At 72.6% G+C, this 19,268-nt stretch carries 20 protein-coding genes; 6 read left to right on the top strand and 14 right to left on the bottom strand.

All coding sequences use genetic code 11. The features are described 5' to 3' along the window. Positions 1-296 precede the first annotated feature (296 nt). Positions 297-1,079: a serine protease gene (locus OG730_RS30695; protein ID WP_442815057.1), complete on the bottom strand. Its 783-nt coding sequence runs from the start codon at positions 1,077-1,079 to the stop codon at positions 297-299. Positions 1,080-1,222: 143 nt separating this feature from the next. On the opposite strand from OG730_RS30695, the gene OG730_RS30690 reads away from it, so the two are divergent. Both OG730_RS30690 and OG730_RS30685 read left to right on the top strand, forming a co-directional pair. Further along, positions 1,223-2,116, top strand: a complete 894-nt coding sequence (locus OG730_RS30690) for a hypothetical protein (protein WP_327307273.1) — start codon at positions 1,223-1,225, stop codon at positions 2,114-2,116. Positions 2,117-2,285: 169 nt separating this feature from the next. Then, positions 2,286-2,966: an HAD family acid phosphatase gene (locus OG730_RS30685; protein ID WP_327307272.1), complete on the top strand. Its 681-nt coding sequence runs from the start codon at positions 2,286-2,288 to the stop codon at positions 2,964-2,966. A gap of 40 nt (positions 2,967-3,006) precedes the next feature. Here the strand turns inward: OG730_RS30685 and OG730_RS30680 are convergent, their stop codons facing one another. The 5 genes from OG730_RS30680 to hsaA form a co-directional block, all read right to left on the bottom strand. Beyond that, entirely contained in the window at positions 3,007-4,674 is a 1,668-nt protein-coding gene (locus OG730_RS30680; protein ID WP_327307271.1) for an FAD-dependent oxidoreductase, read from the bottom strand. Next, positions 4,671-5,207 (bottom strand): flavin reductase family protein, encoded by a 537-nt coding sequence (locus tag OG730_RS30675; RefSeq protein WP_327307270.1) that lies wholly within the window; start codon positions 5,205-5,207, stop codon positions 4,671-4,673. The genes OG730_RS30680 and OG730_RS30675 overlap by 4 nt, the downstream gene beginning before the upstream one ends. Next, positions 5,195-6,100, bottom strand: coding sequence for a VOC family protein (locus OG730_RS30670; RefSeq protein WP_327307269.1), 906 nt, complete (start codon positions 6,098-6,100; stop codon positions 5,195-5,197). The genes OG730_RS30675 and OG730_RS30670 overlap by 13 nt, the downstream gene beginning before the upstream one ends. 74 nt (positions 6,101-6,174) lie before the next feature. Continuing rightward, positions 6,175-7,035: a 4,5:9,10-diseco-3-hydroxy-5,9,17-trioxoandrosta-1(10),2-diene-4-oate hydrolase gene (gene hsaD, locus OG730_RS30665; protein WP_327307268.1), complete on the bottom strand. Its 861-nt coding sequence runs from the start codon at positions 7,033-7,035 to the stop codon at positions 6,175-6,177. Continuing rightward, the gene (gene hsaA / locus OG730_RS30660; protein WP_327307267.1) at positions 7,032-8,201 is read right to left on the bottom strand and encodes a 3-hydroxy-9,10-secoandrosta-1,3,5(10)-triene-9,17-dione monooxygenase oxygenase subunit; all 1,170 of its coding nucleotides are present in this window, start codon (positions 8,199-8,201) and stop codon (positions 7,032-7,034) included. Before hsaA ends, hsaD begins: the two co-directional genes overlap by 4 nt. A gap of 223 nt (positions 8,202-8,424) precedes the next feature. Here hsaA and OG730_RS30655 point away from each other — a divergent pair, with 223 nt between their 5' ends. Beyond that, positions 8,425-9,306, top strand: coding sequence for an IclR family transcriptional regulator (locus tag OG730_RS30655; protein WP_327307266.1), 882 nt, complete (start codon positions 8,425-8,427; stop codon positions 9,304-9,306). A gap of 115 nt (positions 9,307-9,421) precedes the next feature. Here the strand turns inward: OG730_RS30655 and OG730_RS30650 are convergent, their stop codons facing one another. From OG730_RS30650 to OG730_RS30615, 8 genes are all read right to left on the bottom strand, one after another. Further along, the gene (locus OG730_RS30650) at positions 9,422-10,576 is read right to left on the bottom strand and encodes a 2Fe-2S iron-sulfur cluster-binding protein (protein WP_327307265.1); all 1,155 of its coding nucleotides are present in this window, start codon (positions 10,574-10,576) and stop codon (positions 9,422-9,424) included. Beyond that, the gene (locus OG730_RS30645; protein WP_327307264.1) at positions 10,569-10,799 is read right to left on the bottom strand and encodes a ferredoxin; all 231 of its coding nucleotides are present in this window, start codon (positions 10,797-10,799) and stop codon (positions 10,569-10,571) included. Before OG730_RS30645 ends, OG730_RS30650 begins: the two co-directional genes overlap by 8 nt. After that, positions 10,799-11,938 carry a 3-ketosteroid-9-alpha-monooxygenase, oxygenase component gene (locus OG730_RS30640; RefSeq protein WP_327307263.1) on the bottom strand — a complete coding sequence of 380 codons (1,140 nt, stop codon included), beginning with the start codon at positions 11,936-11,938 and terminating at the stop codon, positions 10,799-10,801. The genes OG730_RS30645 and OG730_RS30640 overlap by 1 nt, the downstream gene beginning before the upstream one ends. A gap of 115 nt (positions 11,939-12,053) precedes the next feature. Continuing rightward, a complete protein-coding gene (gene dmpG, locus OG730_RS30635) occupies positions 12,054-13,091 on the bottom strand; it encodes a 4-hydroxy-2-oxovalerate aldolase (protein ID WP_327307262.1) in 1,038 nt (345 codons plus the stop codon). Beyond that, positions 13,088-13,999, bottom strand: coding sequence for an acetaldehyde dehydrogenase (acetylating) (locus tag OG730_RS30630; RefSeq protein ID WP_327307261.1), 912 nt, complete (start codon positions 13,997-13,999; stop codon positions 13,088-13,090). The genes dmpG and OG730_RS30630 overlap by 4 nt, the downstream gene beginning before the upstream one ends. Positions 14,000-14,005: 6 nt before the next feature. Next, positions 14,006-14,788: a 2-keto-4-pentenoate hydratase gene (locus OG730_RS30625; protein ID WP_327307260.1), complete on the bottom strand. Its 783-nt coding sequence runs from the start codon at positions 14,786-14,788 to the stop codon at positions 14,006-14,008. A gap of 325 nt (positions 14,789-15,113) precedes the next feature. Further along, on the bottom strand, positions 15,114-16,022 hold the full coding sequence (locus OG730_RS30620) for an SDR family oxidoreductase (RefSeq protein WP_327307259.1): 909 nt from the start codon (positions 16,020-16,022) through the stop codon (positions 15,114-15,116). Positions 16,023-16,054: 32 nt separating this feature from the next. Beyond that, positions 16,055-16,840, bottom strand: coding sequence for an SDR family oxidoreductase (locus tag OG730_RS30615; RefSeq protein ID WP_327307258.1), 786 nt, complete (start codon positions 16,838-16,840; stop codon positions 16,055-16,057). Positions 16,841-16,896: 56 nt separating this feature from the next. On the opposite strand from OG730_RS30615, the gene OG730_RS30610 reads away from it, so the two are divergent. Genes OG730_RS30610 through OG730_RS30600 form a run of 3 tightly spaced genes read left to right on the top strand, consistent with a single transcriptional unit; the run spans position 16,897 to position 19,267 of the window. After that, positions 16,897-17,685, top strand: coding sequence for an enoyl-CoA hydratase family protein (locus tag OG730_RS30610; RefSeq protein ID WP_327307257.1), 789 nt, complete (start codon positions 16,897-16,899; stop codon positions 17,683-17,685). After that, a complete protein-coding gene (locus OG730_RS30605; protein WP_327307256.1) occupies positions 17,682-18,533 on the top strand; it encodes a CoA transferase subunit A in 852 nt (283 codons plus the stop codon). Before OG730_RS30610 ends, OG730_RS30605 begins: the two co-directional genes overlap by 4 nt. Then, a complete protein-coding gene (locus OG730_RS30600; RefSeq protein ID WP_327307255.1) occupies positions 18,530-19,267 on the top strand; it encodes a CoA-transferase subunit beta in 738 nt (245 codons plus the stop codon). The genes OG730_RS30605 and OG730_RS30600 overlap by 4 nt, the downstream gene beginning before the upstream one ends. Position 19,268 lies beyond the last annotated feature (1 nt).

Below are 19,268 nucleotides of genomic sequence, written 5' to 3'. Positions count from 1 at the left end.
GCCGCCTGCCCCACTGTCGCCCGTTGCCTGTGCCGTCCCGGTTTCCCCGGCGTTCCCACGCGGTGGGATCTCTCCATGGGACCTGCGGGCGCCTCGGCCCGCAACCGCACGGCAGAGCGCCGGGAGCACGCCGCAAGGCCGGAACGGCATCGTTCCGGCCTCACGGGACTTCGGTCGACGTTACGGACATGTGGTGCATCACGCCTCATTCTTTCGGCCACCATCCGACGGGGCGGACGGGCCGGAAGACCTGCGGGAGGCCCTGCGGGAGGCCTTGCGGGAGGCCCGGGGGCCGGTCAGAGCGTGGCGGCCGCGCTCTTGATCGCCGCCGCGAAGGTGGAGACCTCCGTGTAGACGCCGGGGTAGTCGGGGCGTGCGCAGCCCTCGCCCCAGCTGACTATGCCGACCTGGATCCAGGCGTTGGCGTTGTCCCGGCGGAACATCGGGCCGCCGGAGTCTCCCTGGCAGGTGTCTACGCCGCCCGCGGCGAATCCGGCGCAGATCTCCTCGGCGGGCACGATCGAGCCGTCGTAGGAGGCCTGGCAGGAGGCGTCGGAGACGAAGGGGACGGTGGCCTTCTGCAGGTAGCGCTGCTGGCCGCCGCCTTCCCGGGTGGCGCCCCAGCCGGCGACGGTGAAGGTGCCGTTGTCGTAGGCCTTGGTGTCGGCGATCTGGAGGGTGGGCAGGTTGATGGGCTTGGCCAGCTTGATCAGGGCCCAGTCCTTGCCGGTGCCGTTGTAGCCGGGGGCCTGGAGCACCTTGGTGGACTTGACCTTGATGGCGCTGGTGCTGTTGAGGTCGACGACTCCGGCGGTGGCGGTGATGGAGGTGTTGTTGCCGGAGCCGCTCACACAGTGGGCGGCGGTGAGCACGATCTGCTGGGTGTAGAGGGCGCCGCCGCAGCCCATGGAGAGGCGGACCATGAAGGGGAACTCTCCCTGGGCGGCGCGGGTGCCGCCGACGACGGGCGCCGTGCCGGCGGTGGCGGTGCCGGGCTGGAGGCTGACGGCCGCGAGGGCCACCGCTCCGACGGCGAGGGCGCGCTTGAGGGTGGTGACGAGGCTGGACACAGTCGACACACTGCCTTTCGTGGGGGGTTGGGCCGTGCGCGTCACCTCGTGACGGGTGGGATGGACCGCGTGGGTGACGGGTACATGACACACCGCACGCACCGGGCCCATCAAGAACGCGTTTTCGGACAACTTCCGGCCGGAGGCACCCCATGACGCACAACGGTCGGCGCGACAGCCCGATCGAGCACGGATTTCCTCATCTGGAGACCGTCCGCGCGGCCCTCACCGCACTGTTCCGGCGGCTGTCCGCCGACGGGATCCGCGCCTACGACACCTCCTTCGCCCCCGCCGACGCGGCCTTCCCCGCCTCCGAGGACCTGTATCCGGGCGCCCACCGGGTGGCTTCCGCGATGGTCCGCGCCCTGCGGCTGCCCGACGCGCGCCTGATCGTGGGCTTCCGGCCGATGGAGGAGGCGGCGACCGTGGAACTGACCGCCGGGCCCGAGTACTTCGTGGAGGTCAACGACCGCTTCCGCGTGCACCGCCGCGATCTGGCGGCCGCCCTCGCCCACGAGGTCACGCACGTGCTGCTGCACCGCCTGGACCTGCGCTTCCTCAACCCCGCCGCCAACGAGATCCTCACCGACACCGCCGCCGCCTACCTCGGCGCCGGCTGGCTGCTGCTCGACGCCTACCGGGAGGACGAGCTCACCCACCAGAAGCTCGGCTACCTCACCCCGGAGGAGTTCGGCTACGTCCTGGCCCGGCGCGGCCGGTTCCTCGGCGGCGAGGACCTCTCGGCGTGGTTCACCAGCCCGCAGGCCTACGAGGCGTACGTGCGCGGCCGCGCCCTGGCCGACCGGGACCTGCGCCGGGCCCCCCTCGCGGCGGCGGGCCGCCGGGAGCGGCTGCGGTACGCGGCGGCCCGCCTGACCGGAGTCGCCGCGCCCGGAGCCCCGTACGGCTTCGAGGAGCACCCGGCCGGGCCGCGCGTGGACTTCCCGTGCCCGGTGTGCGGGCAGCGACTGCGGCTGCCCGCACACCGCGGGCCGGTCCGGGCCCGCTGCGGGCTGTGCCGCACGGTGCTGGAATGCGACACCTAGGACCGCGGCACCCTGGGCGACGACGCCCAGGGCGACGGCACCCATCACGGGACATGACGGAGGTTCACCGACCGGCCATGAAAAATTACTTACCGGCCAGTAGACATGCGGGCGCGCGATCTCCAGCCTGATCACGTACATGCCAACATGTGATCGAGGAGCGTCCCCCATGCGCAGCACCCGCACCCGCACCACGGCCGCCGCGGTGGCCGCGGCCGCAGCCGCCGTACTGGCCCTGCTTCCGGCCACCGCCGCCCACGCGGCCCCCGCCACGACGGCCACGACGGCCGGGACCGCCGTCACCGCTTCCCTCACCGCCTCCGCCCCCGGCGGCAACGCGGTGTTCCTCGGCATCGACTACGCCACCTGGCAGCGCGACGTCTCCGCCGTCATCGACGCGGCCCGCCCCGGGATCGAGCAGCGCATCGCCGCCTCGCCGGCCGGTGAGAAGCCGGCGATCGTCCTCGACATCGACAACTCGTCGCTGGAGACGGACTTCCACTGGTTCTGGACCTTCCCGACCCCCGCGATCGCCCAGGTCCGCGACCTGACCCGGTACGCGAGCGACCGCGGGGTCGCCATCTTCTTCGTCACCGCCCGCCCGGGGATCGTGTACTCCCTGACCGAGCGCAACCTCAAGGCGGTCGGCTACCCGGTCTCGGGCCTCTACGTCCGCGATCTGCCCGCCCTGTTCGGCGAGGTCAGCGCCTACAAGACGGCCAAGCGGGCCGAGATCGAGGCGCGCGGCTACACGATCATCGCCAACATCGGCAACAACCAGAGCGACCTGGCCGGCGGCCACGCCGAGCGCACCGTCAAGCTGCCGGACTACGACGGCAAGCTCTCCTAGGAGCCGGACGGGACGGGACCGGCGAGACGCTCGGGGCGGCCTACTCCAGCCCGGCGGCGATCGCGTTGACGGCGGCCCAGCCGAAGGCCATCGCGGGGCCGATCGTCGCGCCCGGCCCGGGGTAGGTCTCCCCCATCACCGCCGCCGAGCAGTTGCCGGAGGCGTAGAGCCCCGGGATCGGCGTGGAGTCCTCGCGGAGCACCCGGCCGTCGGTGTCCGTGACGAGGCCGCCCTTGGTGCCGATGTCCCCGGGGTGGACGGGGACCGCGTAGAAGGGGCCCTTCTCGATCGGCGCCAGGTTCGGGTTGGGCAGGGTGGGGTCGCCGTAGTAGCGGTCGTAGACGCTCTCGCCCCGCCCGTGGTCCTTGTCGGTGCCGACCTCGGCGAAGGTGTTGAAGCGGCTGATCGCGGCGGGCAGGCCGGGGGCGGAGATCTGCCGGGCCAGTTCCTCCACGGTGTCGGCCTTCTTCAGGAAGCCGCTCTCCAGCCACTTCTTGGGGAAGGGCTGCCCGGGGAAGAGGCCGGCGAAGATGTACCGGGCCTTGGAGCGGGCGTCCAGGATCAGCCAGGACGGCACGGTCGAGGCCCCGGGCCGGTCGGCGGCGTACATCCGGTCCACGAACGCGTGGTACGGCAGGGCCTCGTTGGCGTAGCGCTCCCCCGCCTCGTTGACGATGACCATGCCGGGGATGCCCCGGTCGGCGACGAGGAAGAAGGGCTTCTCCCCCGGCGGGCACACCGACGGCGCGCCCCAGACCTTGTCCAGCAGGTCGGTGGCGGCCCCCAGTTCCTCACCGAGCTTCAGGGCGTCTCCGGTCTGGCCCTCCGAGGCGTGCGTCCAGGCCGTGGAGGTGGGCGCGGGCAGGTGCTTCTCGCGCAGGGCCTGGTCGTGCGAGAACCCGCCCGAGGCCAGCACCACCCCGCCCCGAGCCGCTACGGTCACTTCGCGCCCGGCGCGCAGGACCCGTACGCCCGTCACCCGCCCGGCCGGGTCCGTGACCAGGCCGGTCAGGGGCGCCGACAGCCAGAGCTCGCCGCCGAGCGCCTCCAGGGACAGCCGCATGCGGGCGATGAGCGCCTCGCCGAGGGAGAGCAGCTTGCGGCCGGTGGCCAGCGCCTTGACGGCGCGCAGGCCGACCTTGACGGAGGTCCTGCGGCCCGCCCAGGTCCGGCTGACCATGTTCAGGAAGCGGAAGTCGTACGAGGTCATGGTCAGCCCGTACGTGGGCAGTCCGGCCCGGCGCATGGAGGCGCCGAGCGCGCCGAGCCGTTTGAAGTCGACGATGCACGGTTCGATGGAGCGGCCCTGCGCCATGCCGCCCTGGGCCTCGGGGAAGTAGTCCGAGTAGCCGGGGGTGTACATGAAGCGGATCTCGGTGCGGTCGTGGAACTCCCGGACCATGCGCGGCCCGTGGCTGAGGTACGCGTCCTTGCGGGCGGCGGGGACCCGGTCGCCGACGGTGGCGTCGAGGTAGGCGCGGGCCTTCTCCCGGGTGTCGGCGAGGCCGGCGCGGTCGAGGTGGAAGTTGCCGGGGACCCAGATCGCGCCGCCGGACAGGGCGGTGGAACCGCCGTACGTGTCGGTCTTCTCCACGATCAGGACGCTCAGGCCGCGCAGTCGGGCGGTGACGGCGGCGGCGAATCCGGCGGCGCCGGAGCCGACGACCACCACGTCGTAGGCGTGCTCGGTGAGGTGCTCGGCGGTCATCCGAAGGCTCCGGTGGCGTAGTCGCTGCGGTAGTAGAGGAGGGGTGATCCGCCGTCGCGGGCGCTCAGTTCGAGGACCCGGGCGGTGACGAGGTGGTGGTCGCCCGCCTCGTGGACCTCTTCGAGGGCGCAGTCGACGGTGGCGAGGGCGCCCCTCACGCGGACGGCGCCGTGGGCGGAGAGTTCCCAGTCGACGCTCGCGAACTTGTCCTCGCCGCGGCGGCCCAGCGCCTCGCAGACGGCGCGCTGCTCCTCGGCGAGGATGCTGACGCCGAAGCGTCCGGCGGCCCGGACCTTGGGCCAGCTGGAGGAGCCCTTGCCCACGCAGAGCAGGACCAGCGGCGGGTCGAGGGAGAGGGAGGCGAAGGACTGGCAGGCCAGCCCGGCCGGCCGGCCGTCGTCCGCGAGGGCCGCGACGACGGTGATGCCGGAGGCGAAGGCGCCGAGGACCTCGCGGAACAGGGCCGGGTCGACCGCGTCGAGCGGGGCTCCGGAGCCGGGCGCGCCGGCGGCGGGGCCGGTCAGCCGTTCCACTGGTGGCCCCAGAAGCTGTCCGCGGTGATCTCCTTCGCGGTCCAGGTGGCGGGGTCGACCAGCAGGCCGTCCCAGCCGTACTCGACCTGGAAGCCGCCGGGGGCCTGGGCGTAGAAGGAGACCATGTGGTCGTTGGAGTGCCGGCCGAGGGTGGAGGCGATGGGGATGCCTGCCTCGTTCATGCGGTCCAGGCAGTAGCCGACGTCGTCGAGGGTCTCCAGCTCGACCATGAAGTGCACGATGCCGGGCGGCAGCGCGCCGGGGTAGAGCCCGAGGCTGTGGTGGCGGCGGTTGGGGCTGAGGAAGTGCATCCAGTAGGAGTCCTGGCCGGGCTTGCCGGTGGGGACGGCGACCGGGGGCAGCCGCATGGAGTCGCGCAGCTGGAAGCCGAGGAGGTTCTCGTAGAAGTCGAGGGTGGCCTCGGTGTCGGCGGCGGGCAGGACGACGTGGCCGAGGCCGAGACCGCCCTCGCGGCCGCCGGTGACGAACCGGTTGCCGTACCGGGCCGGGAGGGGGGTGTGGTCCTGGGCCTGGCCCCAGTAGATCTCCAGGGGGTTGCCGCTGGGGTCCTCGCAGTGGATGAGGCCCTGGACGCGGCGGTCGGCGAGGGTCTCGGCGTCGCCCTGCTTGACGGGGTGGCCGGCGGCCTCCAGTTCGGCGGCGGCGTCTTCGAGGGCGCGGGCGTTGGCCACCTCGAAGCCGGCGGCGAGCAGCCGGTCCTGGGCTCCGGCGACGAACTGGAAGCGGTGCGTGCGGTCGTCGATGCGGACGTTGAGGCGGGTGTCCGTGGTGCCTGCGGCTTCGGCCATGCCGAGGATGTCGAGGACGTAGGTGCGCCAGGCGGCGAGGTCGGCGGTCTCGATGCGGAGGTAGCCGAGTGCGCGGATGTCCATGCGGGAACTCCTCGGTGGGATCGGTGCGGGGATCGGGGCCGGGGCCGGGATCGGGGCCGGGATCGGGGCGGAGCTCAGTGGAGGAAGAAGTCGGTGGCGAGGCGGTTGAACTCGTCGGCGGCCTCGGTCTGCGCCCAGTGCCCGCAGTGCGGGAAGACGTGCAGCCGGGCGTCGGGGATGGTCTTCAGCGCGAGGAAGGCGCCGTCGACCGGGTTGACGCGGTCCTCGCGGCCCCAGGTCAGCAGGACGGGGCGGCTGATGCGGTGCGCTTCGCGCCAGAGCATGGCGGCCTCGGGCCACTTGGCGAAGGAGGCGCCCATGCGGGCGTTGCCGAGCCTGGCTTCGGGGTCGGTGGCCTGGGCGTAGCGCTCCTCGACGAGGGCGTCGGTGACGATCGCCGGGTCGTGGGCGAGGGTGGTGAGGAAGGTCCGCATCCGCTCGCGGGTGGGCTCGGGGTCGAGGCTGAACTCGAAGAGCCGCTTGATGCCTTCGGTGGGGTCGGCGGAGAACAGGTTGAGGGAGATCCCGCCGGGGCCCATGAGCAGGAGCTTGTCGACGCGTTCGGGGTGGTCCAGGACGAGCCGGGTGGCGGTGCCTCCGCCGAGGGAGTTGCCGATGAGGTGCGCCCGTTCGATGCCGAGTTCGTCCATGAGGGCGAGGACGGCGTTCGCGCTGAAGCCGAAGTAGTCGCGGTCGGGTTCCGGTTTGTCGGAGCGGCCGTAGCAGGGCTGGTCGACGAGCAGGGTGCGGAACCGCTCGGCGAAGTGGGGCAGGTTGCCACCGAAGTTGGACCAGCCGGAGGCACCGGGGCCGCCGCCGTGCAGCATGATCACGACGGGCGCGTCGAGCGGGCCTGCCTCATGGAAGTGCAGGTTCAGGGCACCCGCCTTGACGGTGCGGGAGGTGTTCTCGTACGTGAATCCCCGCGCGCTCACAGCATGGTGTCCTGGATGTCGAGCCCGAGCGCGCCCTGTCCGAACAGGACCAGGGCCCGCTCCGGGTCGTTGGCGGCGTGGCCGCGGCCGGTGTGGACGTCGCGCCAGGCGCGCTGGACGGGGTTGGGGCCGGTGCGCATGGCGCTGCCGCCCGCGTTCTCCATGAGGAGGTCGACGGCGGCGACGCAGCGCTCGGTGGCGAGGACCTGGTCGCGGCGGGCCCGGGTGCGCAGCGGCGTGGGGAGTTCCTCGCCGCGTTCGGCGAGGGCGTAGAGCTCGGAGACGTTGCGCCGGAGCTGGAGCCAGGAGGCGTCGATGTCGCTGGCGGCGCGGGCGATGCGGACCTGGGCGAAGGGGTCCTCGGCGACCTGCTGGCCGTAGGAGATGCGGAAGCGTTCGCGGGTGGCGGAGACGTAGTCCTCGTAGGCGCCTTCGGCGATGCCGACGATGGGGGTGGAGATGGTGGTGGTGAAGACGGAGGCGTACGGGAGCCGGTAGAGCGGCTCGGGGTTGAGGCGGTGGCCGGGTACCTGGAGGGCGGTGACGGGGCCGAAGCTGAGGGCTCGGTGTTCGGGGACGAACACCTCCTCGACGACGATGTCGTTGGAGCCGGAGCCGCGCAGGCCGACGGTGTCCCAGACCTCGTCGATGCGGTACTGGGAGCGCGGGATCAGGAAGGTCCGCATGTCGACGGGGCGGCCCTCGGCGTCGGTGACCAGTCCGCCGAGCAGGGCCCAGTCGGCGTGGTCGCAGCCGGAGGAGAAGTGCCAGCGGCCGCTGAGGGTGAAGCCCCCGTCGACGGGGGTGACCTTGCCGGTGGGGGCGTAGGAGGAGCAGATGCGGGTGTCCTGGTCCTCGCCCCAGACCTCTTCCTGGGCGCGGGGGTCGTAGAGGGCGACGTGCCAGGGGTGGACGCCGACGACGGAGGCGACCCAGCCGGTGGAGCCGCAGGCCTTGGCTATGTCCTTGACGGCGGTGTAGAAGAGCGCGGGGTCGGCGGCGTACCCGCCGTGGGCCTTGGGCTGGAGCAGCCGGAAGAAGCCGGTGGCGGCGAGTTCCTTGATGCTCGCCTCGGGGACCTTGCGCAGGTTTTCGGCCTCGGCGCTGCGCTCGCGGAGGGCGGGGGCGAGGGCGCGGACCGCTGCGAGGACCTCTTCGTCACTCATGGTGTCCCCTTCTCGGATCAAGGATCTTCGGGTGTTCGGGATCGATGGCGAGGAACGTACGCCGGGTGTTCCGGGCGCGGAACGAGCTGTTCCCGCTGAGCGGGAAGGTCCTCGAACCGACTACTTGAAGTATTACTGAATGAAATAGAACCCTCCGGGTGCTTCCCTCCGGCCGGGGCCGCGTGGCAGGGTCGCCCCAACGCCTCACGCAGGGGGTTTTCTCGTGCTCGACCAGTTCATGGAGCAGGTCGCGGAGACCGAGCTCGCGCCGCTTTCGCTGCTGGAGAAGGCCGCGAAGGTGCTGGGCGCCTTCGAGGGGCCACAGCCTCGGCTGTCGCTCACCGAGGTCGTGCGCCGCTCCGGAATCCCACGTTCTTCCGCCCACCGGATCCTCGACCAGCTGGTGCAGTTGCGCTGGCTGGACCGCGAGGGCCGGGACTACCGCATGGGCATGCGCATGCTGGAACTGGGCGCGCTCGCCTCCCACCACAACCGGCTGCGCCGGGCCGCGCTGCCGCTGCTGCACGCGCTGCACGAGCAGACGGGCCGGGTGGTGCACCTGTCGGTGCTCGACGGGGCCGAGGTCGTGTACCTGGAGCGGATCGGCGGCTCGGAGGCCACCTCGGTGCCCTCGCGGGTCGGTGGCCGGATGCCGGCGTACTGCACGGCCGCCGGGAAGGCGATCCTCGCCTTCAGTGATCCCGCCGCGGTGGAGCACGTCCTCGCGCAGGGGCTCCGACCGCGCACCGCGCGCACCCTGACCCGGCCGCTCGCGCTGCGTTCGGAGCTGGCGGCGGTCCGCGAGCGCGGGGTGGCCTACGACCGGGAGGAGAGCTTCCGGGGCATCTCCTGCGTGGCCGCCCCGCTGCGGGGGGCCGGGCGGGCCGTGGCCGCCGTGTCGGTGTCCTCCTGCCGCGGCGAGCGCGACCCGGCCCGGCTGGCGCCGGCGGTACTGGCCTGCGCCCGGTCGGTGTGGCGGGAGCTGTACGGGCCGGGCCGGGCGGGGCGGGCCGCGGCCGCGCCGTCGCGGGACCTGGAGCCGGCGGTCTCCGCTCAGGCGATGGACAACATGATGGGATGGCTGCGGTTCAGCGAGTGGATGTAGTGGGTAGTGGTACCCCCACGTACGAGTGAACGAGTCCGGGCCCGACCCCTCGCCAGGGGGCCGGGCCCGCGGCCGTTCTGCGGTGCCGTCCAGCGGCTCCGCTCAGCGGATCCGCTCAGCCGTCGTAGCTGATGCGGACGCGGTCGCCGAGCGGCAGGGCCTGGCAGGCCAGGACGTAGCCGTCGGCCAGGTCCTCGGGGGCCAGGACCTCGTTGCGGACCATCGCCACCTCCCCCTCCAGCACCCGGCAGCAGCAGGCACTGCAGGCGCCTTCGCGGCAGGAGTACGGGGCGGGGACGCCCGCGGCGAGCAGGACGTCGAGCAGCGGGGTCCCGGCGGGCCAGTCCACGGTGTGCACGACCCCCTCGAACTCCACCTCCGCCTCCACCTCCGCGGTCGCGCCGCCGGCGGGGGCGGCGTCCTGCCCGGCGCCCGCCACTCCGGGCGGCAGGACCGCGCTCCCGGCGCCCGGGGCCGCCACCGCCGGGGCGAAGACGTCCCCGTTCAGGGAGAAGTACCGCTCCCGGTGGATCGCCCGGCTCCGGCCGCCCGAGGCCAGCAGCGCCGTCTCCGCCGCGTCCATCAGCGGAGCGGGCCCGCACAGGTAGGCCTCGCGGACCGCGTACGGGGCCACGAGCGGGCCCAGCTGCGCGGCGGTCGGCAGTCCCTGGAGGGTCTCCAGCCAGTGCACGACGGTGAGCCGCCCGGGGTGTTCCTCGGCGAGCCCCCACAGCTCGTCGCGAAAGATCACCGAGCCGGGGTCGCGGTTGGCGTACACCAGCGCGACGTGGCCCGCGCCGGCCACCAGCGCCGACTTCGCGACGGAGAGCACCGGGGTGATGCCGCTGCCGCCCGCCACGAGCAGCAGGTCCCGGTCCAGGTCGGGCGGGGTGAAGGTGCCGGCGGGGGGCAGGATCTCCAGCTCGTCGCCGATGCGCACGTCCTGGCACAGCCAGCCGGAGCCGACGCCGCCGGGGACCCGTTTGACGGTGATGCGCAGCGGGTCCCCGGCGTGCGGGGAGCCGGCCAGGGAGTAGCAGCGGGCCGCGCCGTCCTCCCCGCTCGGCGAGGGAACCCGGACGGTGAGGAACTGGCCTGGGCGGTAAGGGAGTTCCGCGTCGAGTACGAGGGAGACCGCCTCGGGGGTCTCCTGGATCCGGTCCGTGACGCGGACCAGCAGCCTGCTGGTGGCTCCGCCCCGGGCGGCAGCCGGGCCCGGGCTCCGTACCTCCGCGGCGCGGTACCTCGTAAGACGGTCGGTGTCAGACATCGGCCGGCACCTCCAGGCGGCCCGCCAGGACGGCGGCCTCGATGCCCGCGCGCAGGGCCCCGCAGGAGCGGACGCGGCCGCTGGGGAGCCCTGCCGCGACCTCGGCGGCGATGCGCGGACAGGCCGCGGCGGCCTCCTCGGTCCACTGGACCTGGGTGTGGGCGGGGCTGAACTTCTCGCACAGCACCACCGCGCCGCACTCCCCGCAGGCGACGGGCGTCATCACGGGGTCCCGGCCGCGCGGCGGGCGAGGTTCTCGGCGACCTCGGCCTTCCAGGCGGCGGTGGCGCGGGCGGTGTCGATCTCGAACTCGAAGCGGCGGACCATCTCGTCCTTGACGTCGGCGGCGTCCACGTAGAACTGCTCGTACCAGCGGCGGAGCTGGTAGACGGGGCCGTCCTCCTCGGTGAGGAGGGGGTTGTCGATGCGCGCCTTGTTCTTCCAGATCTCGACGTCCTGCTCGAAGCCGACGGCGAGGCCCTCGGAGGTGAGGCGGGCGGCCTCGGCGGCCTGTTCGTCGCTCATGCCGGGGAGCTTCTTGACGATGGTCCCGTACATGAGCATGAAGCTGTTCTCGTCGATCGGGTAATGGCAGTTGATGAGGACCGATTCGAGTTCGACCCCGCCGCCGATGTCGCTCCACAGCGTGTCGATCATGTAGGAGGGGCCGTGGTACGAGGCGTCCGAGCGCAGGCCGCCGCCGGTGGAGAGGGTGCCGAGGTCCACGTCGCCGCGCGGGGTGGACTCCATGTACTGGGTGGCGACGTGACCGTCGAAGACGTTCTTGAAGTAGTGCGGGAAGGCGTAGTGCACGTAGTAGAAGTGCGCCATGTCGACGACGTTGTCGACGATCTCGCGGCAGTTGGAGTTCTCGACGCGCAGGAAGTTCCAGCTCCAGTCGCTCCACTCGGGGTCGCCGACGCCCTCGATGACGGGGATCGTGACCTCGGGCGGCGGCGGGTTGCCCTCCGGGTCGTGCCAGACGTAGAGCTGGCCGCTCTGCTCCAGGCTGGTCCAGGCGCGGGTCCTGGCGCGCGGCGGGACGCGGCGGGCGTAGGGGATGGCGGCGCAGCGGCCGTCCCCGGACCAGCGCCAGTCGTGGAAGGGGCAGGCGACGGTGTCGCCCTTGACGGTGCCGTGGGCGAGGTTGCCGCCCATGTGGGGGCAGTGGGCGTTCAGGACGCTCAGCTCCCCGCTCTCGGCGCCCTGGAAGACCACGAGCTTCGTGCCGAAGGCCTCGATCTCGTGGGGGGCGCCGTCCTTGAAGGCGGCGGCGAGGCCGAGGCAGTGCCAGCCCCGGGCGAACCGGGTCGGCACGGCGGCCGCTTCGATGACGCGGGGCTCTTCTTCGATTGCGGTCACGGGGTGGCCCTCCACTTCGTTGTGGGCGTGCTGCGGTGCGGTGGGTGTGCGGGGGTGGCGGTGCGGGGGGGTACGACGGTGCGTGGGGGTGACGGTGCGTGGGGCGCTGGTGTGATCAGCGCGCTTCGGCGGCGAGTTCGACCGCGATGTCGATGAGCTGGTCCTCCTGGCCGCCGACGAGGCGGCGCTCGCCCGCGCGCAGGAGGATCTGCGCGCCGGAGACCCCGTAGCGCTCGGCCTGCCGGTAGGCGTGCTTGAGGAAGCTGGAGTAGACCCCGGCGTGGCCCATGAGCAGGGCCATGCGGTCGAGGGTGCACTCGTCGTCCATGACGGGGCGGACCACGTCCTCGGCCGCGTCGATGATCTTCAGGACGTCGATGCCGGTACGGATGCCCATCTTCCGGCAGACGGCGGCGAAGGCCTCGACGGGCGTGTTCCCCGCGCCCGCGCCGAGGCGCCGCGTGGAACCGTCGATCTGGAGCGCGCCGGCGCGGACGGCGGCGACGGAATTGCCCACGCCCAGGCCGAGGTTCTCGTGGCCGTGGAAGCCGACCTGGGCGTCGGGGCCGAGTTCGGCGACGAGCGCCGCGACCCGGTCGGTGACCTCGTCCATGACCATGGCTCCGGCCGAGTCGACCACGTACACGCACTGGCAGCCGGCGTCGGCCATGATCCGGGCCTGACGGGCCAGGTTCTCGGGGGTGGTGGAGTGGGCCATCATCAGGAAGCCGACGGTCTCCAGGCCCATCTCGCGGGCGAGTCCGAAGTGCTGGACGGAGATGTCGGCCTCGGTGCAGTGGGTGGCGATCCGGCAGATCTGCCCGCCGTTGCCGTGGGCGGCGCGGATGTCGTCCATGACGCCGAGCCCCGGGAGCATCAGGAAGGCGATCTTCGCGTGGCGCGCCGTATCGGCGGCGATCTTGATGAGTTCCTGTTCGGGGGTCTTCGAGAAGCCGTAGTTGAAGGAGGATCCGCCGAGTCCGTCGCCGTGCGTGACCTCGATGACGGGGACCCCCGCGCCGTCGAGGGCGGAGACGATCGACCGTACGTCCTCGCCCGTGAACTGGTGGCGCTTGGCGTGCGAGCCGTCGCGCAGGGAGGAGTCGGTGATCCGGATGTCGAGGGTGTCGGAGTAGGTCGAGTAGCCGGTCACTTCTGCAGCCCCTTCGCGAACTCCTCGCCGACCTTGGTGGCGGCGGCGGTCATGATGTCGAGGTTTCCGGCGTAGGGCGGCAGGTAGTCGCCTGCGCCCTCCACCTCCAGGAAGATCGCGACCCGGGCCGTGCCCCCGTTGAGCGGGGAGGGGTCGTCGAACTGCGGCTCGGTGCGCAGCCGGTAGCCGGGTACGTACGCGGCCACGTCCTCGGCGACCTGCTTGACGGAGGCCGCGATGGCCTCGCGGTCGGCGTCGGCCGGGATCGCGCAGAAGACGGTGTCGCGCATGATCACCGGTGGATCGGCGGGGTTGAGGATGATGATGGCCTTGCCGCGGGCGGCGCCGCCGATCTCCTCGATGCCCCGGGAGGTGGTACGGGTGAACTCGTCGATGTTGGCGCGGGTGCCGGGGCCGGCCGAGACGGAGGCCACCGAGGCGACGATCTCCGCGTAGGCGACGGGCACCACGCGGGAGACGGCGTACACCATGGGGATGGTGGCCTGGCCGCCGCAGGTGATCATGTTGACGTTGGCCCGGTCGAGGTGGGCGGTCAGGTTCGCGGGCGGGACGACGGCGGGGCCGACTGCGGCGGGGGTCAGGTCGACGGCCTTGATGCCGAGTTCGGCGTAGCGCGGGGCGTTGGCGCGGTGCACGGAGGCGGAGGTGGCCTCGAAGACCAGGTCCGGCAGCTCGTCTTGGGCCAGCAGCCAGTCCACGCCCTCGTGGGAGGCGTCGAGTCCGGCGCGGCGGGCACGGGCCAGGCCCTCGCTGGCGGGGTCCACGCCGATCATCCAGCGGGGTTCTATGTGCGGGGAGCGCAGGAGCTTGTAGAGCAGGTCGGTCCCGATGTTCCCGGAGCCGACGATGGCGGCGGTCGCCTTCTTCGAATGCAGCGTGTTCGTCATGGCACCTCAGATGAAGGAGAGGGACACCGGGCCGAGCCCGGTGAACTCGGCGGTGTACGTCCGCCCGGCGACCACGTCCACGGCGCGGGTGCAGGACCCGGGCAGGATGAGGTGGCCCTTGCGGAGCTGGACCCCGAAGCGGGCGACGGTGCGGGCCAGCCAGGCGACGGAGGCGGCCGGATCGCCGAGCACGGCGTCACTGCGGCCGCTCGCCAGGGTGTCGGATCCGCTGGTCAGGGTGGCGTCGACGGCCTTCAGGTCCAGTTCGCGCGGGTCACGCCCCTCGCCGATGACGTATCCGGCGGAGGAGGCGTTGTCGGCGATGGTGTCGGCGATGGTGATCCGCCAGTCGGCGATCCGGCTGTCGATGAGCTCCAGGGCCGGGACGACCCGCTCGGTGGCGGCCAGGACGTCGGCGACGGTGCAGCCCTCGCCGGGGAGGTCGGCGCCTAGGACGAAGCCGACCTCGACCTCGACGCGCGGCGCGCAGTACGCGGCGGCGGGCACCAGGGTGTCCTCGGACAGCTCCATGGAGTGCAGCAGGTGCCCGTAGTCGGGTTCGTCGACGCCCATCATGGCCTGCATGACCGGGGACGAAAGCCCGACCTTGTGCCCGGTGACGCGGTCGCCGGCGGCGAGGCGGTGGCGGATGTTGAGGAGCTGGATCTCGTAGGCGTCCTCGGTGTCGATCCCGGGGAAACGGGCGCCGAGCGGTGCGACGGGCGTCCGCCCGTGCTCGGCGGATCGCAGCTGCTGTGCGACGTGGAGCCGGTGGCGGTCCGAGAGCATGTGCGGGTCCTTGCGTACGGGGGCCGGGTTCGGTGCGGCGAGGCTAGACGGCCCGCCTCCGGCGCCGGGAGGCCGTTTTCCCGGCCACCGGGAAAGGCCCGTACGGGAAGTGACCCGGCTGCTCGGGGCAACCTCGGGAGCCGGAGTTCGCCACCGCTGCCGGGGCCCTGCGGCCCGGCGCCCGCTCCGACGCGGAGCCCGCGCCGTAGCCCGCCACCGGCTGACGGAACGCCCCCGCTCCGCACCGGCCCGCCCCGCGGCCGCGGGGCGGGGCCCTGGCCCGGCGCCGACCCCGGCGCCGGCTCCGGCCCCCGCGCGGCCCGCGCTATCGCGCCCCGTACACCGGCTGCGGCGGCTCCGACTCCGACAGGAGCTTCGTCGTCGCCTCGCCCGCCTCCGACGGAGTCCACCGCGCTCCGCGGTCGGCCGTGGGGCCGGGGCGCCAGCCCTCCATCACCGTGATGCGGCCGCCCTCCGCCTCGAAGACGCGACCCGTGACCCCCGCCGAGGCGTCGGAGCCGAGCCAGACCACCAGCGGGGACACGTTCTCCGCGGCCATCGCGTCGAAGGCCCCGGCTTCCGGGGCGGCCATGGTGTCCGCGAAGGTCTGCTCCGTCATCCGGGTCCGCGCCGCGGGGGCGATCGCGTTGACCTGGACCCCGTAGCGGCCCATTTCGGCGGCCGACACCAGGGTCAGCCCCAGGATCCCCGCCTTGGCCGCGCTGTAGTTGCCCTGGCCCACGGACCCGAGCAGCCCGGCCCCCGAGGAGGTGTTCACGACCCGGGCGGCGACCTGCCGGCCCTCCTTCGCCTCGGCCCGCCAGTACGCCGCCGCGTGCTTCAGCGGCAGGAAGTGCCCCTTCAGGTGGACCCGCATCACGGCGTCCCAGTCGTCCTCGTCCAGGTTCACGAGCATCCGGTCGCGCAGGAACCCCGCGTTGTTGACGAGGGTGTCCAGCCGCCCGAAAGTCGAGACGGCCGTCTCGACCAGCGACGCCGCGCCTTGTGCCGTGGCGATGTCACCGCCGTGCGCCACGGCCTCCCCGCCCATGGCCCGGATCTCTGCGACGACCAGCGCCGCCGGGCTCTCCGGGCCCGGCAGCCCGTCCAGGCCGACGCCGAGGTCGTTGACCACGATCCGCGCCCCCTCCGCGGCGAAGGCCAGCGCGTGGGCCCGGCCCAGCCCCCGTCCGGCGCCCGTCACGATGACCACACGGCCTTCGGCAAGTCCCATGTCAGCTCTCCTTCTTCAACTCGTTCGGGTTGTTAGTTGTTCGGCTCGTTCGGCTCGTTCGGCTTGTTCGCGGTTGCCGCGTCCAGGAAGGCCGGCCGTTCGCCGCCCCCGTGCACGAGCAGGCTCGCCCCGCTCACGTACGCGGCCCGGCCGGAGGCCAGGAAGACGGCCGCCTCGCCCACGTCCGAGGGCTCCGCCAGCCGTCCCAGCGGTACGGTCGCGCCGACGGCGGCGATCCCGCTCTCGTCGCCGTAGTGCAGGTGCGACAGCTCGGTCCGCACCATGCCCAGGACCAGGGAGTTGACCCGCACCTCGGGGGCCCACTCCACGGCCATGGAGCGGGCCAGGTTCTCCAGGCCCGCCTTCGCCGCCCCGTAGGCCGCCGTGCCCGGCGAGGGCCGGGTCCCGCTGACGCTGCCGATCATGACGATCGAGCCCCGGGTCTCCCGGAGCCAGGGGTACGCGGCGACCGAGGCGGTCATCGGGGCGATCAGATTGAGCTCGACGACCCGTGCGTGACGCTCGGCCTCGCCCTCCCCGAGCAGCCGGTACGGGGTTCCGCCGGCGTTGTTCACCAGGCAGTCGAGGCGCCCGTGGCGGGCGGCGACCGATCCGAAGAAGTCGTGTACCGCCGCCGGATTGCGCAGGTCGACGGCGGTGAAGGACGCCGAGCGGCCCTCCACCGCCACCGGTTCCTCCGGCGGCCGGCGCGCGCAGACGACGACCTCGGCTCCCGCCGCGAGGAACGACCGCGCGATCCCGGCGCCGACGCCCCGGGTTCCGCCGGTGACGACGACAACCCTCCCGTTGAGCTCCATCGGCTGCTACCTTCCTCACCTAACAAATGTTTGGTGGAAAGGTAGCTGATCCGCTCATGGGTGTCTCCACCTCAAGCCCCGACAAGGGCATCGCACTCGTCACAGTCGACTTCCCGCCCGTCAACGCACTGCCCGTGCGGGGCTGGTACGACCTCGCCGACGCCCTGCGCGCGGCCGGCCGCGACCCGGAGGTCCGGTGCGTGGTGCTGGCCGCCGAGGGCCGCGGCTTCAACGCCGGCGTCGACATCAAGGAGATGCAGCGCGACACCGGCCACGCCTCGCTGATCGGCGCCAACCGTGGCTGCTACGAGGCCTTCGCCGCCGTCTACGAGTGCGAGGTCCCGGTCGTGGCGGCCGTGAACGGCTTCTGCCTCGGCGGCGGGATCGGCCTGGTCGGCAACGCCGACGCCATCGTCGCCTCCGAGGACGCGACCTTCGGACTGCCGGAACTGGACCGGGGCGCCCTCGGGGCCGCCACCCACCTGGCCCGGCTCGTCCCGCAGCACATGATGCGCACCCTCTACTACACCTCGCGCACCGCCACCGCCGCCGAACTGCACGCGCACGGCTCGGTGTGGAAGGTGGTCCCCCGGGGCGAACTGCGGGCGGCCGCCCTGGAGCTGGCCGCCGAGATCGCGAAGAAGGACGGCTACCTCATCCGGCTCGCCAAGGCGGCCATCAACGGAATCGACCCCGTGGACGTGCGGCGCAGCTACCGCTTCGAGCAGGGCTTCACCTTCGAGGCCAACCTCAGCGGCGTGGCCGACCGGGTCCGCGACACCTTCGGCGGCGACGGACCCACCGGAACCACAGAGACCGGCGGAGCAAAGGCGGAATCGGCATGACCGACAAGAGCATGACTCCCGAAGAGGCGGTCGGCCGCCTCAGCAGCGGAATGACCATCGGCATCGGCGGCTGGGGTTCGCGCCGCAAGCCCATGGCCCTGGTGCGGGCACTGCTCCGCTCCGAGATCACCGATCTCACCGTGATCTCGTACGGCGGTCCCGACGTCGGCCTGCTGGCCGCCGCCGGCCGGATCCGCACGCTGGTCACCCCCTTCGTCACCCTCGACTCCATCCCGCTGGAGCCGCACTACCGGGCCGCCCGCGAGAGCCGGGCCTTCGCCCTCACCGAGCTGGACGAGGCCATGTTCATGTGGGGCCTGCACGCGGCCGCCAACCGGATGCCCTTCCTGCCCGTCCGCGCCGGCCTCGGCTCCGACGTCATGCGCGTCAACCCCGAGCTGCGCACCGTCACCTCCCCGTACGCCGACGGGGAGGAGTTCGTCGCCGTTCCCGCCCTGCGCATGGACGCGGCCCTGGTCCACCTCAACCGGGCCGACCGGCTCGGCAACGCCCAGTACCTGGGCCCCGACCCGTACTTCGACGACCTCTTCTGCGAGGCCGCCGACACCGCCTACGTCTCCTGCGAGCAGCTCGTCGAGACCGCGGAGCTCGCCAAGTCCGGCCCCCCGCAGTCGCTCCTGGTCAGCCGCCACTCGGTCACCGGGGTCGTGGAGACCCCGAACGGCGCGCACTTCACCTCCTGCGCCCCCGACTACGACCGCGACGAGGCCTTCCAGAAGCTGTACGCGACCACCCCCTGGCCCGAGTTCGCCGAGCGCTTCCTCTCCGGCGGCAGCGAGCACGCCTACCAGTCCGCCGTCCAGGCCTGGCACGAGGAGCAGAAGTGAGCACGACGACCACGGTGTCCCGCGCCGAGTACTGCGTGATCGCCTGCGCCGAGGCCTGGCGGGACAACGGCGAGGTGCTGGCCAGCCCGATGGGCCTGGTGCCCTCCTTCGGGGCCCGGCTGGCGAAGCGGACCTTCTCCCCCGACCTGCTGCTGACCGACGGCGAGGCCATGCTGGTCGGGCTGGACGGCTCGGCCGAGGGCTGGCTCCCGTACCGCCGTCACCTGACGATGGTCACCGGCGGGCGCCGGCACGTGATGATGGGCGCCAGCCAGATCGACCGGTTCGGCAACCAGAACATCTCCTGCATCGGGGACTGGGAGCAGCCCGCCCGCCAGCTCCTCGGGGTGCGCGGCGCCCCGGTGAACACGCTGAACAATCCGGTGAGCTACTGGATCCCCAAGCACTCCACCCGGGTGTTCGTCGAGCGCGTCGACATGGTGAGCGGCGTGGGCTACGACCGCGCGGAGGCGGCCGGGGTGGCCCGGTTCCACCGGCTCCCCCGGGTGGTCAGCGATCTCGGCGTCTTCGACTTCGGCGGCCCGGACCACGCCATGCGGCTGGTCTCCCTGCATCCCGGGGTCACGGTGGAGCAGGTCCGGGCGGCGACCGGCTTCGAGCTGGACCTGCCCGGGGAGGTCCCGTACACGCGGGAGCCGACGGCGGAGGAGCTGCGGCTGATCCGCGAGGTCATCGACCCCAAGGGCCTGCGCGACCGCGAAGTGCGGCTCTGAC

The organism is Streptomyces sp. NBC_01298 (assembly GCF_035978755.1).
Classification (GTDB): Bacteria; Actinomycetota; Actinomycetes; order Streptomycetales; family Streptomycetaceae; genus Streptomyces.
The sequence above is the reverse complement of the archived record's forward strand: the minus strand, read 5'-3'. Positions and strand labels throughout refer to the sequence as shown.